A 14,994-nucleotide genomic window follows, 5' to 3' on the forward strand; every position below is an offset into this window, starting at 1 on the left:
CCGTCGGGGTGCCGGTGGGGCCGTGCGGCGCACGCTCCGCACCCACCAACGCGATACTGGTAGGTGCCAACCGTCCCGCTCTGGTGGGTGCCAACCTTGGTTGGCACGTCTGTCAGGCGTACGCGTCCAGCAACCCGCGCTGGCGGATCAACTGCGCGGACGACACGCTGGCCTCGCCCGGCGACGGTTCTCCGTCACCCGCGATGCCGCCGCCACTGGCCTGGCCTGACGCATTGCCGTCACCACCGGGCGCCTGATGACCAACATCAGCATGAGCCAGCTGGAAGCCCTGCTCGCCGAGGAGTTCGCGCAGGCGCGGCAGGCTGCTTTCCAGTGCCTGGCGCACATCCACGTGTGGGCTGCTGAAGCTGGCATGCACCTTGTCGCCGTTCAACTGCAGGCGCACATCGACCGGGCCCATGTCGTCCGGACTCAACCGGATGTGGGCGTGGCCGATCTTCTGGTCGGCCAGCCAGCCCAGGCGCGCGCCGACGGCCTGGTCGAAACCATCGTCACCGAGCACCGGCTTCGGCGTCGGCTCGCCATTGAAGATGGCATTGCCGGTGGCCAGCGCGGCTTTCAGATCCTGCACGGCCGCATTGCTTGGCGCATGCAGCAGCGGCGCTGCGGCACGGTCGCCGATGAAGGTTGCGTCGCTGTCTTCGCCACGTTCGTTGCGCTTGCCGGGCAGCACCAGTTCAGGCAACGGCAGCGTGGCTGTCTGGTCGGTGCCGCTGCTGGTGGTGGACGATGTGGCAGCCGCCGCTGTGGATGGCAGGGCTGCGGCGGCCGGCAGTGCGGCGGGGGCGGGTAGTGCGTTGCCGTCTACGTCGGTAGCCGTTGCGGCCACTGTTGGCAGAGCGGCGGCAGGATCGGCAGGCGCGGGTACCGCCAGCACCAGCCCGGCCAGGCCGAGTGGCGGCCAAGGGGCTTCCTCGGTCGCCGCCGGGGTGTCCTTTTCGGCAACCGGCTTGGCCGGTGCTGTGGGCACCGTGGCGGCGGTCTCTTCGGGGACGGCAGTGCTGTCCGGCCTGCGCTCGGCGCCGGCCTGGCCAGTGCTGTCCGATGCCGGTCCCTGCGTGGACGGCATAGGCGAGTTCGAGGGTTTCGAGGGTGCATCGGCAGCCGGCGAGCCACCGTGCAGCAGTTGGCTGAACTCCTTGTTGCCATCACCGCGTGGCGCGCGGGGTGCGCTGCTGCCGGAATGCTGTGGCTGCGCGTTGGCGCTGCTGGCCAATGGCGCGGGCATCACGAGCGGCCCCCCTGCTCGGCGCCGTCCTGATCTTCGGCCTGCACCAGGCGGGCGCGACGCGCGCCAATGTCGTCCATCTCGCGCTGGTCGCGGCGGTCCGTCACTACCTTTTCCTGTGCGCGGTAGCTGGCGGCCAGCTGTTCCAGCACGGCCTTGTCACGGCTGGCCAGGATCAGGCGGGCGCGCTCGGCTTCCACCTTTTCGCGGTTGCCGTTGACCGTGGCCTGCTGCTGCTCCACCGCACTGTCGAGACGGTCGAGGAAGGCGCGCCGGTTCAGCAGCTGCGCCGGGCTGGTCGCCGCCATCTGCGCGTTCGCGTATTCCTCGGCATAGCGGCGCAGTTCGTCCAGTCGCGATAGATGGGTATCGAGCACGCGCTGGCGTTCGGCCAGATCGCGGGCGACTGCGTCCTCGTGTTCCTGGGCCCGCTTGAGCAGGGGATCGATGCGCTTGGACTGGTTCATGGCTTAACTCTCTTGTTCCACCAGGCGCTGCAGTGCCGCCTGGCTGTGCGGGAGATCTGCGGCCTTGGCGACGTCCTGGCCGAGGAACTCCATGATTTCCGGCCAGCGTTCCAGGGCTTCGTCGGTGGCCGCGTCGTTGCCGCGCTGGTAGGCACCGATGGCGATCAGGTCACGGTTGGCCGAGTAGGCCGAGACCAGCCGCTTCAGCTTGCGGATGCGCAGGCGCCACGGTTCGTCGGCGATTTCCGTGACCACGCGGCTGACCGACGATTCAACGTCGATGGCCGGGTACAGGCCACTGTCGGCCACGCGCCGCGACAGCAGGATGTGGCCGTCGAGGATCGCGCGCGCTGCATCGGCGATTGGATCCTGCGGATCGTCGCCTTCGGTCAGCACCGTGTAGAACGCGGTGATCGAGCCACGGCCCTTGGCACCATTGCCGGCACGCTCGACCAGCGCCGGCAGCTTGGCAAACACCGACGGTGGGTAGCCTCGGGTGGTCGGTGGTTCGCCGACCGACAGGCCGATCTCGCGCTGCGCCTGGGCGAAGCGGGTCAGCGAGTCCATCAGCAACAGCACGTTCAGGCCCTGGTCGCGGAACCATTCGGCGATGGCGGTAGCGCGATAGGCACCATGCAGGCGCGCCAGCGGCGGCCGGTCGGCGGGACTGGCCACCACCACGGCGCGGCGCAGGCCTTCCTCGCCCAGCGTGGTCTCGACGAAGTCGCGTACTTCGCGGCCACGTTCACCGATCAGGCCGACCACGATCACGTCGGCGGCGGTGTAGCGGGTCATCATGCCCAGCAGCGTCGACTTGCCGACGCCGGAACCGGCGAACAGGCCGACACGCTGGCCGCGGCCGATCGGCAGCAGCGCGTTGATCGCGCGCACGCCCACGTCCAGCGGCTGGGTGATCGGCTCACGCGCCAACGGATTGATCGACACGCCGGCCATGCCGACGTGGCCTTCGGCGCGGATCGGGCCCTTGCCGTCCAGCGGCACGCCGTCGCTGTCGATGACGCGGCCGAGCAGGCCTTCGCCCACTTCCACGCCGCCGCGGCGCGCGGACGGCACCACCCGTGCGTTGGGCAGCAGGCCGTGCAGTTCGGCGCTGGGCATCAGGTAGGTGCGCTCGCCGGCGAAGCCGACCACTTCGGCATCGACCCAGCCACCATCGACCACTTCCACCTTGCAGCTTGCGCCCAGCGGTGCCTCGCAGCCGACCGCTTCCAGGGTGAGCCCGACTGCGCGGCGCAGCACGCCCTCGCGGATCAGGCCGCGGCCATGGGCGGTATCCACGCGCAGGCCGTCGAGCCGACGGGCCAGACGCAGGTTGCGGGCCATGGCCCAGTCGGCCGGTGGCGGCGTCGGCTGCGGATCGGGGTTCATGCATTGGCTCCGGTCTGGCGGATCACCGCGTCCAGCGCGCCGCGCAGGCGGGCTTCCAGGGTGCCGTCGATGCGCACGGCTTCAGCGTGCACGCGAAGATCGCCGCGGCTCAGGCTGGTGTCGGGCACCAGGCGCTGTTGTGGCGGCAGGCTCAACAACGGGGCGAGGGCAGCGATGTCGTCCGGGTGCAGTCGCACTTCGACCTCGCGGGTGCTGCCACCCACTGCGTCGATGGCTTCACCGACCAGCTGTGCAAGCAGTGCCGGGTCAGCTTCATAGGCGCGACCGACCAACGCACCAGCGATGCGTACCGCCAGCTCGCCCAGTGCGCCGACCACTTCGTTCTCCAGCCGCACCAGCGGTCGGCTGAAGTTGTCCAGGATGCCTTCGATCTGCGCGGCGAGACGACGCACCTCCGCCTGGCCCTGACCGTAGCCTTCGGTATGGCCGTGCTGGAAGCCTTCCTTCTCTGCGCTGTCCTGGATGGCCTGGATTTCCTCCAGGGTCGGCAGCTGCAGCGGCGGCTCCGGCTCGTGTTCCGGGTCCGGCTCGGTGAGTTCGAACGCATCCGCCTGATCCAGCACCGGTTCGGGCTGGGCCAGCAGGTCCGGGGCAAGCCAGCGCACGACGTTGCTCACAGCATGGCCTCCGCGCTGCCACCGATGGTGACGGTGCCTTCATCGGCCATGCGCTTGACGATGGCCAGGATCTCGCGCTGCGCGCCTTCCACGTCGGACAGGCGCACCGGGCCACGGGCTTCCATGTCTTCCAGCAGGATTTCCGCCGCGCGCTGCGACATGTTGCGGGTGATCTTGTCGCGCACCTTGATGTCGGCACCGCGCAGGGCCAGGCCCAGGCGCTCGCCGCTCACTTCGCGCAGCACCAGCTGCATTTCGCGGTCGTCCAGGTCTACCAGGTCGTCGAACACGAACATCAGGTCCTGGATGCGGTTGCTCAACGGCGCATCGATGCGGGCGATCTCGCCCAGGATCGCCTGGTCCTGGCCGCTGTCCATGAAGTTCAGGATGTTGGCCGCGCACTGCACGCCGCCGATGTTGGACGACTTCAGGTTCTGGTTGCCGGCGAACTGGCGCTCCATGATCTCGTTGAGTTCATTGAGCGCGTTCGGCGGAATGCCATCGAGCGTGGCGATGCGCAGCAGCACGTCCACGCGGGTACGGTCGGGCAGCAGCTTCAGCGCGTCGGCGGCCTGGTCGGTTTCCAGGTGCGCCATCACGATGGCGATGATCTGCGGGTGCTCGTTGCGCACCAGGTCGGCCACAGCACGCGGGTCCATCCACTTCAGCGCGTCCAGGCCGGTGGTGTTGCGGCCGAGCAGGATGCGGTCGATCAGGTTGCCGGCCTTCTCGCTGCCCAGTGCCTGCACCAGCATGTTGCGGATGTAATCGTCCGAGCCCACGCCCAGCGAGGTCTTCGAGCCCAGCTCCTGGCCGAACTGGTCCATCACCCGTTCCACCTGTTCGCGGGTGATGTCGGTCATGGTGGCCATGGCGATGCCGATTTTCTGCACTTCCTTGGGTTCCATGTGACGCAGCACTTCGGCCGCATCCAGCTCACCCAGCGAAAGCAGCAGTACGGCGGCGCGCTGCACGCCAGTCAGTGCGGCCTCAGTCATTGGCCACCCAGCCCTTGACCACCTGGGCCACGCGCTTGGAGTCGGTCTTCACGGCTTCACGCGCCATCCGCAGTCGTTCCTCATATGAATCCACCGGCAGGGCCAATGCATCCGGCCCGCCCAGGCTGGCCCGGTCGGCGCCCAGCGCCGGCAGCGGCATGCCATCGTCATCGACCAGCTGCACGTCCGCGGTATGCGGCTCCAGTGCCAGCTGGTCGTTCTTCTTGTTCTGGCCGGTGATCGCGCGCAGTGCAGGGCGCAGCACACCGAACAGCAACGCCAGCACCACCACGGCACCCAGCAGCATGCGGCCGGCGTCGTGCACCCACGGCAGCTCCCACCATGCCGGGCCTTCGACCGGCGTGGTGTCACGCACGAACGGGGCGTTCATCACCGACACGGTGTCGCCACGCTCGGCCTTGAAGCCGACGGCCTGCTTGACCAGCGCCTCGACGCGGGTCAGCTCGGCCGCCGACAGCGGCTGCGGCGCGACTTTGCCGTTGGCACCGGCGCGCGGCACGTTGTCCACCAGCACCGCCACCGAGACGCGCTTGATGCGGCCGGCCGGCTGACGGGTGTGCTGCAGGGTGCGGTCCAGCTCGTAGTTGCGGGTCGCGTTCTTGCTGCTTTCGGTCGGAGTCTGTGCGGTTGCCGGTGCGGCCTGCTGGCCCGGCGGGCTGTTGCTGGTCGCGCCCGGCACGCCCTGCGGGCCCGGGGTGCTGGTGGTGTTCTCGCTCATCTGCTCGCTGCGCAGCTTCTGCGGTTCACCGTTGTAGAGCTCACGGGCTTCCTCGGTTACCGAGAAGTCCATGTCCACGCTCACTTCCGGATTGACGCGGCCAGGACCGGTCATCGGCTCCAGCAGCTCGCGGATGCGCTGGTTGAACGAGGTTTCCTGGCGGCGGACCTGCTCGAACTGGGCCGCATTGACTGCCGCTTCGCTGTTCGGGTCGGTGATGCTGAGCATGCGCCCGCTCTGGTCGACCACCGTCACCCGTTCCGGAGCGAGGTCCGGAATGCTGGCCGCGACCATGTGCACGATGGCGTCGACCTGGCTGCGTTCCAGCTGCTGGCCGCCACGCAGTTCCAGGGTGACCGAGGCGCTGGCCACGTCACGCTGCCGGGTGAAGGCGCTGGGTTTGGGAATGGCCAGGTGCACGCGCGAATCGCGCACCGGGCGCAGCGTGTTGATGGTGCGCGACAGCTCGGTTTCCAACGCATGCTGGTAGCGCGCGCTTTCCACGAACTGGCTGACGCCGAAGCCCGGGTCGCGTTCCATCAGCTCGAAGCCGAGCTTGCCGCTGTCGGTCAGGCCGGAGCCGGCCAGCTTCAGGCGGGCGTCGTGCAGGTTCTTTTCCGGCACGGTGATGCCACCGGTGGCCGGGTCGAGCGCGAACGGGATCTGCGCGGCGCGCAGCAGGTCGGTCGCTTCAGCGGTGGCCTTCTGGTCCAGGCCGGTATACAGCGGGACCATGCCGGGCTTCTGCGACCAGAAGAACACGGACAGCCCGGCCGCTACGGCCACGGCGATCATCGCCATCAGTCCGAGCCGACGGGTGATCTGCAGGCTTTGCAGCCGATCGAACCACTGGCCCGCCTTTTCGGCGTTCAGGGATTCCTTGGAGAGCGACAGGGCCATGCGGTTCTATCCTTACAGCGGCATGTTCATCACGTCCTGGTAGGCCTGGACGAGACGGTTGCGGACTTCCACGGTGGCGCGGAAGGCGATCTGGGACTGCTGCGAGGCGACCATGACCTTGGCGAGGTCGGCGCTGGGGTCGCCCATTTCGAAGGCTTTTGCCAGGGCGCCGGATTTCTGTTGCGCGTCGTTGACGCCGGCAATCGCACCACGCAGGGTTTCGGTGAAGCTGGCCGGCTGGGCCTGCGGTGCATCCAGCACCGTGCCCGGCAGGGCGTTGCTGCGCGGCGTTTCGCCCAGCGGGTTGAGCGCCGGCTGTCCCATCTGGGTCTGATAGGAGCGGATCTGCGAAAGGATCGACGTGACGGAGTGGGACATCTGCAACGGTTCCAGAAACAGGGGATGGGGTTGTCTGCTGGAGCAGGTGCAAGTGCCGTGCCGAAACCGGTTTTCGATTCAGTGAAGTGAGGGTTTTGGGTGTGCTGGCAGGGCTGCGCCCTGCACCCGCCGAATCAACGTCAACGTCAACGGCGGGCTATCCGTGGGGGGCGGGGTGGGTCCGGTTGCGGGGGACGCTGCAAGTACGTCCATGTAAGCTCGGTCGCCGCATCCATGCGGCTCACGCCCCCGCAACCGGACCCACCCCGCCTTCGACAGAATTCCGCGATCTGTTGGAACCTGCTGCTGATGGTGGGTGCCGACCGTTGGTCGGCACGGGCTCTTACCCCATTGAAGGCGCCATTTAACCGGCGTCGGTTTTCTGGCCTATGGCTGCAGGGTCCAGCGGCCGGAATTCTGGCGCTGGCGGGGTGCGATGGGGCCGTCGTGCTGGGTGTAGATGAAGCGGCCCTGGTGGTCGGTCTGGCAGGTCAGCAGCAGGGTGTAGTGGGTAGGGCCGGCCGGGTGGGCTTCGGTCATCTGGATTTCCGCGATATGGGGGGCCAGGTGCTGATAGCGGTAGCTGCCGCCGATGCGGAGGTCGGTGCCGAGGATGTCCAGCACATACTGGTTGCCGGCGAAGCTGACCTGCACCATGCGTCCGGCATTGGGGTTGTCCGGTGCGTACAGCGGGTCGCTGAGGTTGGTGAACTGGCGCTGGTCCAGCGTGGTGGGCAGGGTGCAGTCGGCGGCGCTGGCCAGGGGCGGGCAGAGCAAGGCGGCGAGCAGAGTGAGGCGATGCATGGTGGGACCTCGTTGGGATGTCCTTGCCATGCTCCGCACTGCGGCGGTGATGTCTTTAGGAAAACGTGCAAATGCAATGGGGTCAGATCTCTTTCCGCAGGAAAAGGGATCTGACCCCAGGTACTGGAAACACCAACGCCCGGGCAAGCCCAGGCGTTCGTGCCCCCTTCATGCTGGTCGCGAGGTTCAGCCGGCCAGTTCGGCCTGCTCGCGTTCGATGCCGTACTTGCGCAGCTTTTCCACCAGGGTGGTGCGGCGCAGGCCGAGCAGCTGGGCGGCGTGGGCGACGACGCCCTGGGTGCGCTCCAGTGCTTCGTTGATCAGGCCCAGTTCGATGTTGGCCATGTGGTTGCGCAGGTCCATGCCTTCATCGGGCAGCGCCGCCGGTGCTGCGGCGCGATTGACGGCAATGCTGTGCTCCAGCGCCGGTTGGCTGCCGCCGCCCGGGGTGTGGAACGAGAAGCTGCGCAGGTCGAGGCGTTCTTCGCTGGCCGTCGGCTGTACCGGTGCCGGTGCGGCCACCGCTGCCAGTGCAGCGTCGCCACGGTAGCGGGCCGGCAGGTCCTGAACGCGCACCGAGCCGCCCGGGTGCAGCACCGCCAGGCGCTCGACCAGGTTGGTCAGTTCGCGCACGTTGCCGGGCCACTCGTAGCCGGCCAGGGCCTGCAGGGCTTCCGGGGTGAAGCGCACTTCGCCACGGCCGGTGCGGGCCAGCTGTGCGGCGATGGTTTCCACCAGCGCCGGCAGGTCTTCGCGACGCTCGCGCAGGGCGGGCACGTCGATCGGGAACACGTTGAGGCGGTAGAACAGGTCCTCGCGGAACTTGCCTTCGGCGATGCGGGTTTCCAGGTCGCGATGGGTCGCGGCCACAACGCGTACGTTGCAGCGGATGGTCTGGTTACCACCGACACGCTCGAAACTGCGTTCCTGCAGCACGCGCAGCAGCTTCACCTGCATCGGCAGGCTCATGTCGCCGATTTCGTCGAGCAGCAGGGTACCGCCTTCGGCCATTTCGAAACGGCCCTTGCGCGCGGTCAGTGCGCCGGTGAAGGCACCCTTTTCGTGGCCGAACAGTTCGCTTTCCAGCAGGTCGGCCGGAATGGCGCCGCAGTTGATCGCCACGAACGGGCCGTCGCGGCGCGGCGAGCGCTGATGGATTGCGCGCGACACGACTTCCTTGCCGGTACCGGATTCGCCCAGCACGAGCACGGTGGTGTCGAATGCGGCCACCTGTTCGATCATCGTGCGCAACGCAGTCACTGCCGGACCGTTGCCGGTCGGGCCCTGGTCCTGGGCGGCGCCGGCCTGGTGCTCGGCGTCCAGGCGCTTGAGGCTGGCGCGGCGCAGCAGGGCTTCCATCTGCGCATGGCGCAGCGGCGTTTCCAGCGGCCAGATGTTGGCTTCGTGCAGGCCGTGCTGATGGGCAAAGGCTGCGGCATCACCGTCGGCCAGCAGTACCGGCGGCGGCAGGCTGCTGCCGCCCAGCCAGTTGTACAGCGCGGTGCTGGCAGCGGTGTCGTCCAGGCTGCCGACGATCACGGCCATCCAGTCGTTCTGGCGCTGGCGACCCAGGTCGAAGTCGGCCGCGTCGGAAACCCAGCGCGGGTTGAAATCCATGAATTCCAGCAGGGCAACGGTGCGCTCTGCGCGCACGGCGTCGTTGTCCAGCACCAGGATGCGCGATTCGCTCACGATCGATCCTCCCTGAGGCCTTCCAGGATCGGCATGACTTCCTGGATGTAGGACAGCTTGCTGACAAAATTGTCGGCGCCAGCGCGTAGCGCGTGTTCGCGGTGCTCGGCGTCGTCGAAGTGGCTGGCGATCACGATGTACGGTGCATCGTCCTGCGACTTGATCAGGCGGGTGGCCTGCAGGCCGCCCATTTCCGGCATCGCCAGGTCCATCAGCACCACCTGCGGGCGCAGCGTTTCCGAGCGCTCGATCGCTTCCAGGCCGTTGCCGGCGCTGCCGACGATCTGCAGCCAGTCGATCTTGCGGAAATGGCGCATCGCCGCGTTGATGAAGCCCTCGTGGTCATCGACCAGCAGGACCGTGAGCTTGTTCATGTCCAACATCCTTTTCAGCCCACCCGGGCCAGCTGCGGTTGCCTGGCGCCAAGCCGGCGCCGTTCACGGGCCGGGGCGATGTCCAGTTGTTCTCGGTATTTTGCGACGGTTCGGCGGGCAATGTTCACCCCCTGGCGCGACAGCAGGCCGGCGATGGCCTCGTCGGCCAGCGGGCGGCCGGCCGGTTCGGCGTCGATCAGGCGGCGGACCATGGCCTTCACGGCCTGCCCGGAGACGCTGGCGCCTTCCAGGCGCACGGCGAAGAAGTGCTTCAGTTCGAAGGTGCCGCGCGGGGTCTGCAGGAACTTGCCGGTGGTGATGCGCGAGACGGTGGACTCGTGCATGCCGATTTCCTCGGCCACTTCCTTCAACGTCAGCGGCGCCATGGCCTCCTCGCCACGCACCAGGAACGCGGCCTGGCGTTCGACGATCACCCGCGCGGTGCGCAGCAGGGTGTCGTAGCGCATCGACAGGCCGCGGCTGAACCAGCGCGCTTCCTGCAGCATTTCGCGCAGTGCCGGTGCGGCCTCGCTGGTCTCGGCCAGGGCCTGTTCGTACTGGCTGTTGATCGAGACGCGGCGGCTGGTCGCCGGATTCAGCGCCACCTTCCACTTGTCGTCGGCGTGCCAGGCGACCACGTCCGGCACCACCACGGCATTGCGTTCGGGCAGCAGGCTGTCACCCGGGCGCGGCTGCAGCGAGAGGATCAGGCGCACCGCCTCGCGCACGTCGTCGATCTCGGCATCGTGCTGGCGAGCGAGGGCGGGGTAGTCGTGCGCGGCCAGCGCGTCGAGCGCGCCATCGAGAATGCGTGCCGCCAGGTGGCGGGCGGGGACTACGCCGTGCAGGCTGCGCAGCTGGGCCTGCAGGCCTTCGCGCAGGTCCTGTGCGGCCATGCCGGCCGGCTCGCCATGCAGCAGCTGCTGACGGATGGCTTCCACGCCGTCGGCGGCGATGTCGAACTGGGCGCTGGCCAGCAGCTGCAGCTGGTCCAGCGGTGCCTGCAGGTAGCCTGCCTCATCGCAATGGTCCAGCCAGAAGGCGGCCACGGCCAGCTCGCGGTCATCCATGTCCAGCGACAGGCGCTGCAGCACGCGCAGCTGCGGGTCGCTCGATTCGCCGGCGGCGATGCGCGCCATGCGGTCGTCGTCGCCGTCCTGCCAGCTGGCGCCGGCCACGTCCCACATCGACGACTCGGGCAGCTCGTCGAACGCAGCGGTTTCCAGCGTGGTGGCGCCGGCCTCGGTGGCTTCGGCGGTGGGTGCTTCAGCCTCTTCGATCTCCAGCAGCGGGTTGGAGTCCAGCAGGCGCTGGATTTCCTGTTCCAGGTGCAGGCCATCAAGCTGCAGCAGCCGGATCGACTGCAGCAACTGCGGGGTGAGGTGAAGTTGTTGGCCCAGCTGGGCCGAGAGTGCAGCCTTCATCGTGGTTCCCCGGCACCGCTCCCCGGCGCCTTGTGGAACGCATCTTGCTTTTGATCCGGCGGGGGCGGAATCAGGGGGTTCCTGAGGGGCTTCGTGAATGTCCTGACAGGGTGTAGGGGTATTCCCTACATTGTCGCGGAATGTTGACGATGATCGCCGCTAAGTTGCTGATTTCCGGTGTGGGTCCCGGATTGATCGGGCTGCGCCGTGTACGGATTCCTGTCAGGGCGTGTCGGGGTGACGGGAATTCGTCGTCAGTGAAGAGGGCGGGCGTGGGTTGGTAGAGTCGACTGCCAGTCGACTGCTCTCCGGTCAGACAACGGAAAACGCCCGCGCTTCGCGCGCAAGTCGACTGGCAGTCGACTCCACCCGGCATTTTCCCGACGCCCACGCACGGTGGGGTCGGATCACTCCAGCTCGTGCTGGTGGCGCGCGGCCAGCAGCAGCAGATCGTTGGCGCGGCGACAGCCCAGCGACTCCATCATGCGTGCGCGGTGGGTTTCCACTGTCTTGACGCTGATGCCGAGGTCGGCGGCGATTTCCTTGTTGCTTTCGCCCTTGCCGATGCGGCGCAGGATCTCGCGCTGGCGCGGCGACAGTGCGGCGATGCCGGTGGGTTTCTCGCGACCGAGCATCGGTGCCAGCATCTTGGCGGAGATCTGCGGGCTCAGGAACACCTGGCCGGCGTGCGCGGCACGCAGCGCCAGTTCAAGCTCCTGCGGTGCGGCATCCTTGACCAGGAACCCGACCGCACCGCGATCGAGTGCATCGCGCACGTGTGCGGCGTCGTCGTGCATGGTCATCATCACCACCCGCGTGCCGGGGGCGCGCAGGCGGATGTCGCTGAGGGCTTCCAGGCCGGTGCGGCCGGGCAGTGACAGGTCCATCAGGATCACGTCCGGGGCGTGCTGCAGGGCCAGCTGCAGTGCCTGCTCGGCATTGCTGGCCTCGGCGACGAGCTGCACGTCGGCAAACCCCTGCAGCAGCCGCGCCAGGCCGGCGCGGACCAGGGTGTGATCGTCGACGATGAGAACTCGCACAGGCACGTTGGAGGTCCGTGAGGGGAGTCCACCTTAACTTAGCTGAACGGGCGCGCCAAGGGTTGCCCATCCGGCGTCATGGTGGCAGGTTTCAGCGGGCGCGGCGTGCTTCGGCCACCTGGCGGCGATGCAGGCGGAACAGATGCCGCTCCATTGCCATCTCCAGGCCATCGCCAAGACGCTGGAAACGCAGCCACAGGTAATGACCACCGCCACCGTCCGCCGCTTCGGCGATCACTTCCACGGGAAGGTCGATATGGTCAGGCAGCCAGTCGCTGGGCTGCAGACGCACCAGGCCGGCCTGGCCGGGGCTGGCGCCGCTGCGCGGCCCCAGCTGCAGGCGTATGCCGCGGCGTGACCAGCGCACAGGGCGCAGCGTCAGTTCCTGGCCCTGTTGGCGTACCAGACGGCCGAGCAGCACCATCGCCAGATCCAGCTTGGCTTCCAGCCGCTGCAACTGCAGGCTGGACTCATTGCGGTCGTCGTGCTCGTCAACGCGGCTGTCCTCGACCAGGGCCAGGCTGCGCAGCAGACCTTCGGCACTGCTGGTGCGACCGGCGGCGCTGCCTGCCTGGAACTCGGCCGGCAAGGCCAGCTCGCAGCTGAGCGTTTCGTCGAACAGCTCGCTTTCGGCGGGGTGGTGCAGCGACGTGGTCGGCAGTTGGGTCATGCGAGTGATTCTGCCTGCAGGTAGGCATGCGCCGCGCGAAGGGAGCGGCCGGTGTGCTTCAGGTGAGCTGCGGCTTCATCGCGGAGGGAGATCATGCGCGCCAGTACGCGTTGCTGGTGGTCGCGCAACGCGAGGATGGCGGCATCACTGGGGCGCTCGACAACCAGCGACAGGGCAGCCACGGCTTCCAGGTGTTCGGCCATCAGCCGTTCGCTGGTGTCGTGGTCCTCGCCCTCGAGGCTGGTTTCCAGCGTATCAAGGGCGTCGTGCATAGTCTGAAGGTTCATGGCGCCACCGCTTTGGTGACCTGGCGCTGGTCTGCCGGAATCGCGTTCCAGGCCGAGTCGATCTCCACCATCAAGCCCAGGGCTTCCTTCAGTGCGGTCGGATCGTTGTGCAGGTTGCCCTCGGTCAGGCGCATGATGACGAAGTCGTACAGTGCCGACAGATTGCCGGCAATCTCGCCACCGGCTTCGTGATCGAGCGAGCCGTTGAGGTGGCCGACGATGGCGCAGGCTTCGCCGATGGCCTTGCCCTTGCGCGCCTGGTCATTCTGCTGCAAAGAGGCTTCAGCGGTGCGGATGCGCTCGCAGGCACCGGCCAGCAGCAGCGCTACCAACTTGTGTGGATCGGCATCGACGACCGAGGTGGTCACGCCGACTTTTCGGTACTGCTCGGCGAACTGCCGATTGGAACCGTACATAGGGGAAGTCTCCTGGAATGCCTGCCCATCCGCGTGGGTTGAGGGGTTCGGCACGGGTCTAACGGGTTATCGGCGCAGCCGGGGCTCTACTTGAGTACCGACTGCGCCGGAAAAATGCCTGGAAATCAGTTGCCGAGCTGCTGGATGAGCGAGCCGCCGGCCGATTGCATCTGCGTGACCATCTTTTCCATCGCGGTGAACTGCTTGGTGTAGCGGTCGGCCACCTTTTCCATGTTCTTGTCCAGCTCGTCCAGCTGCTTTTCCAGTGCCTTGATCTGCTTGTTCAAGGTCGCCGTACGCTGGGTGATCGTGCCGGTGGTCGCGTCCAGGCTGCTCTTGAGCAGTTCGGTCATCGGCTTGCCCAGCGCGCCCTCTGCACCGAACAGCTTGGTGGCGGCCTCCGGGTTCTTCGCCAGCGCGGTGTCGAGCTTGGCGCCATCAAGGCTCATGCTGCCGTCGGCGGCAATGGTGATGCCCAGATCCTTGAGGTCGTTGACGTTGGCACTCAGCTGGGCGCGCAGCTGCTGCTGCAGGCCACGGACCATGGCGTCACCGGTCATGGTCGAGGCCGTGCGCGTCTCAGCGTTGTAAGCGCTGGAATTCTTCAACGTGGTCTGGATGCCGTTGTAGGCGGTGATGAAGGCCGTGAGATTGGTCTTCAGCGTGCTGTTGTCCGGAGTGACGGTCAGCGTCTGCGTCTCGCCTTCCTTCGCCTTGGTCAGGGTGAGGCTGATGCCAGGTACCAGGTCGGTGATCGTGTTGGAGCTGCTGGTGCGGGTGAAACCATCCACCACCACCACTGCATCCTTGGCGGGCACCATCTCGGTCATCTTCGATGCGGATGTGCCGTCATAGGCCAGCTCGGAGAGTCCGCCATTGCCGCCACTGGCGCTGACCTTCAACGCGCCCTTGCTGCCGGAATCAACGGCGGTCAATACCAGGTGCATGCCATCGTCGGCGGTCACCACGGCTGCGGTGACGCCCTTGCTCTCGGCGGCGGAATTGATCTCGGCTGCGATCTTCTCCATCGTCGCGCCGGGTTCGATGTTCACGCTGATGGACTTGTCGCCGTATGCGATCGTCAGCGTTCCGTCGCCAACCACGGCGTCCTTTGTATACGCCTTGGAGCTGAGCTTCTGGTTCTGTGCCAGGGATTTGACTTCCACCTGGTGGCTGCCCGCAGCAGCCTTGCCGGCGGTCGTGCTGGTGTCCAGGGTCGCAGTGAAGTTCGACTCGGTTGGCGTGCTGACTTTCAGGCCGGGGGTGGCCACACCCTTGACCAGGGTCTTCAGCGCGCTCTGCAGACCTGTCATTCCGCTTTTGATGGTGCCAAGCGCCGAAAGCTTGGCGCTGGCGGCAACACCCGCCGAGTTGATCTGCTTTTCCCGGGGCTCGCGTTCCTTGGCGGTCAGCTGTGCAACCAGGCTGGGAATGTCGAGGCCGGAACCAATCGTGCCGATGGCCATGAGGGGAATCCTTTATCTTGGACGGGCCGGGCGGGTGTCCTGCACCTGCTATCGGCCTGGGAG

At 67.2% G+C, this 14,994-nt stretch carries 16 protein-coding genes; all 16 read right to left on the minus strand.

Features of this window, described 5'->3' with window-relative positions; all coding sequences use genetic code 11:
- Positions 1 to 112: 112 nt before the first annotated feature.
- Positions 113 to 1,249, minus strand: a complete 1,137-nt coding sequence (locus ACZK2R_RS09980) for a flagellar hook-length control protein FliK (protein WP_125895417.1) — start codon at positions 1,247 to 1,249, stop codon at positions 113 to 115.
- Positions 1,249 to 1,716 carry a flagellar export protein FliJ gene (fliJ, locus tag ACZK2R_RS09985; protein WP_005416437.1) on the minus strand — a complete coding sequence of 156 codons (468 nt, stop codon included), beginning with the start codon at positions 1,714 to 1,716 and terminating at the stop codon, positions 1,249 to 1,251. The genes ACZK2R_RS09980 and fliJ overlap by 1 nt, the downstream gene beginning before the upstream one ends.
- Positions 1,717 to 1,719: 3 nt before the next feature.
- On the minus strand, positions 1,720 to 3,105 hold the full coding sequence (locus tag ACZK2R_RS09990; protein WP_005413257.1) for a FliI/YscN family ATPase: 1,386 nt from the start codon (positions 3,103 to 3,105) through the stop codon (positions 1,720 to 1,722).
- A complete protein-coding gene (locus ACZK2R_RS09995) occupies positions 3,102 to 3,743 on the minus strand; it encodes a FliH/SctL family protein (protein ID WP_032129206.1) in 642 nt (213 codons plus the stop codon). Before ACZK2R_RS09995 ends, ACZK2R_RS09990 begins: the two co-directional genes overlap by 4 nt.
- Positions 3,740 to 4,726, minus strand: a complete 987-nt coding sequence (gene fliG, locus ACZK2R_RS10000; protein ID WP_024958226.1) for a flagellar motor switch protein FliG — start codon at positions 4,724 to 4,726, stop codon at positions 3,740 to 3,742. The genes ACZK2R_RS09995 and fliG overlap by 4 nt, the downstream gene beginning before the upstream one ends.
- 7 nt (positions 4,727 to 4,733) lie before the next feature.
- Positions 4,734 to 6,380, minus strand: a complete 1,647-nt coding sequence (gene fliF / locus ACZK2R_RS10005; protein WP_125895416.1) for a flagellar basal-body MS-ring/collar protein FliF — start codon at positions 6,378 to 6,380, stop codon at positions 4,734 to 4,736.
- A 12-nt stretch (positions 6,381 to 6,392) separates the two neighbouring features.
- Positions 6,393 to 6,758, minus strand: coding sequence for a flagellar hook-basal body complex protein FliE (gene fliE / locus ACZK2R_RS10010; protein WP_005409552.1), 366 nt, complete (start codon positions 6,756 to 6,758; stop codon positions 6,393 to 6,395).
- A 387-nt stretch (positions 6,759 to 7,145) separates the two neighbouring features.
- Positions 7,146 to 7,562 (minus strand): hypothetical protein, encoded by a 417-nt coding sequence (locus tag ACZK2R_RS10015; RefSeq protein ID WP_125895717.1) that lies wholly within the window; start codon positions 7,560 to 7,562, stop codon positions 7,146 to 7,148.
- A 186-nt stretch (positions 7,563 to 7,748) separates the two neighbouring features.
- Complete coding sequence (locus ACZK2R_RS10020; RefSeq protein ID WP_125895718.1) at positions 7,749 to 9,254, minus strand: sigma-54 dependent transcriptional regulator; 1,506 nt, start codon at positions 9,252 to 9,254, stop codon at positions 7,749 to 7,751.
- Positions 9,251 to 9,628: a response regulator gene (locus ACZK2R_RS10025; protein ID WP_010485922.1), complete on the minus strand. Its 378-nt coding sequence runs from the start codon at positions 9,626 to 9,628 to the stop codon at positions 9,251 to 9,253. The genes ACZK2R_RS10020 and ACZK2R_RS10025 overlap by 4 nt, the downstream gene beginning before the upstream one ends.
- A 14-nt stretch (positions 9,629 to 9,642) precedes the next feature.
- Positions 9,643 to 11,052: an RNA polymerase factor sigma-54 gene (gene rpoN / locus ACZK2R_RS10030; RefSeq protein WP_125895719.1), complete on the minus strand. Its 1,410-nt coding sequence runs from the start codon at positions 11,050 to 11,052 to the stop codon at positions 9,643 to 9,645.
- 407 nt (positions 11,053 to 11,459) lie between these two features.
- On the minus strand, positions 11,460 to 12,092 hold the full coding sequence (locus ACZK2R_RS10035) for a response regulator (RefSeq protein ID WP_032970105.1): 633 nt from the start codon (positions 12,090 to 12,092) through the stop codon (positions 11,460 to 11,462).
- 91 nt (positions 12,093 to 12,183) lie between these two features.
- Positions 12,184 to 12,762, minus strand: a complete 579-nt coding sequence (locus tag ACZK2R_RS10040; protein ID WP_010485910.1) for a PilZ domain-containing protein — start codon at positions 12,760 to 12,762, stop codon at positions 12,184 to 12,186.
- Entirely contained in the window at positions 12,759 to 13,049 is a 291-nt protein-coding gene (locus ACZK2R_RS10045) for a hypothetical protein (RefSeq protein ID WP_125895720.1), read from the minus strand. Before ACZK2R_RS10045 ends, ACZK2R_RS10040 begins: the two co-directional genes overlap by 4 nt.
- Complete coding sequence (gene fliS / locus ACZK2R_RS10050; protein WP_049398118.1) at positions 13,046 to 13,465, minus strand: flagellar export chaperone FliS; 420 nt, start codon at positions 13,463 to 13,465, stop codon at positions 13,046 to 13,048. The genes ACZK2R_RS10045 and fliS overlap by 4 nt, the downstream gene beginning before the upstream one ends.
- A gap of 125 nt (positions 13,466 to 13,590) precedes the next feature.
- A complete protein-coding gene (gene fliD / locus ACZK2R_RS10055) occupies positions 13,591 to 14,931 on the minus strand; it encodes a flagellar filament capping protein FliD (protein WP_049421909.1) in 1,341 nt (446 codons plus the stop codon).
- Positions 14,932 to 14,994 lie beyond the last annotated feature (63 nt).

It is taken from the genome of Stenotrophomonas sp. 96582_Sma (assembly GCF_056480905.1).

Coding starts and splice junctions, on each gene's coding strand:
- fliJ (WP_005416437.1), bottom strand. CDS start 1,716: ATGAACCAGTCCAAGCGCATCGATCCCCTGCTCAAGCGGGCCCAGGAA.
- rpoN (WP_125895719.1), bottom strand. CDS start 11,052: ATGAAGGCTGCACTCTCGGCCCAGCTGGGCCAACAACTTCACCTCACC.
- ACZK2R_RS09980 (WP_125895417.1), bottom strand. CDS start 1,249: ATGCCCGCGCCATTGGCCAGCAGCGCCAACGCGCAGCCACAGCATTCC.
- ACZK2R_RS10040 (WP_010485910.1), bottom strand. CDS start 12,762: ATGACCCAACTGCCGACCACGTCGCTGCACCACCCCGCCGAAAGCGAG.
- ACZK2R_RS09990 (WP_005413257.1), bottom strand. CDS start 3,105: ATGAACCCCGATCCGCAGCCGACGCCGCCACCGGCCGACTGGGCCATG.
- ACZK2R_RS10045 (WP_125895720.1), bottom strand. CDS start 13,049: ATGAACCTTCAGACTATGCACGACGCCCTTGATACGCTGGAAACCAGC.
- fliD (WP_049421909.1), bottom strand. CDS start 14,931: ATGGCCATCGGCACGATTGGTTCCGGCCTCGACATTCCCAGCCTGGTT.
- ACZK2R_RS10015 (WP_125895717.1), bottom strand. CDS start 7,562: ATGCATCGCCTCACTCTGCTCGCCGCCTTGCTCTGCCCGCCCCTGGCC.
- fliF (WP_125895416.1), bottom strand. CDS start 6,380: ATGGCCCTGTCGCTCTCCAAGGAATCCCTGAACGCCGAAAAGGCGGGC.
- fliS (WP_049398118.1), bottom strand. CDS start 13,465: ATGTACGGTTCCAATCGGCAGTTCGCCGAGCAGTACCGAAAAGTCGGC.
- ACZK2R_RS10025 (WP_010485922.1), bottom strand. CDS start 9,628: ATGAACAAGCTCACGGTCCTGCTGGTCGATGACCACGAGGGCTTCATC.
- fliE (WP_005409552.1), bottom strand. CDS start 6,758: ATGTCCCACTCCGTCACGTCGATCCTTTCGCAGATCCGCTCCTATCAG.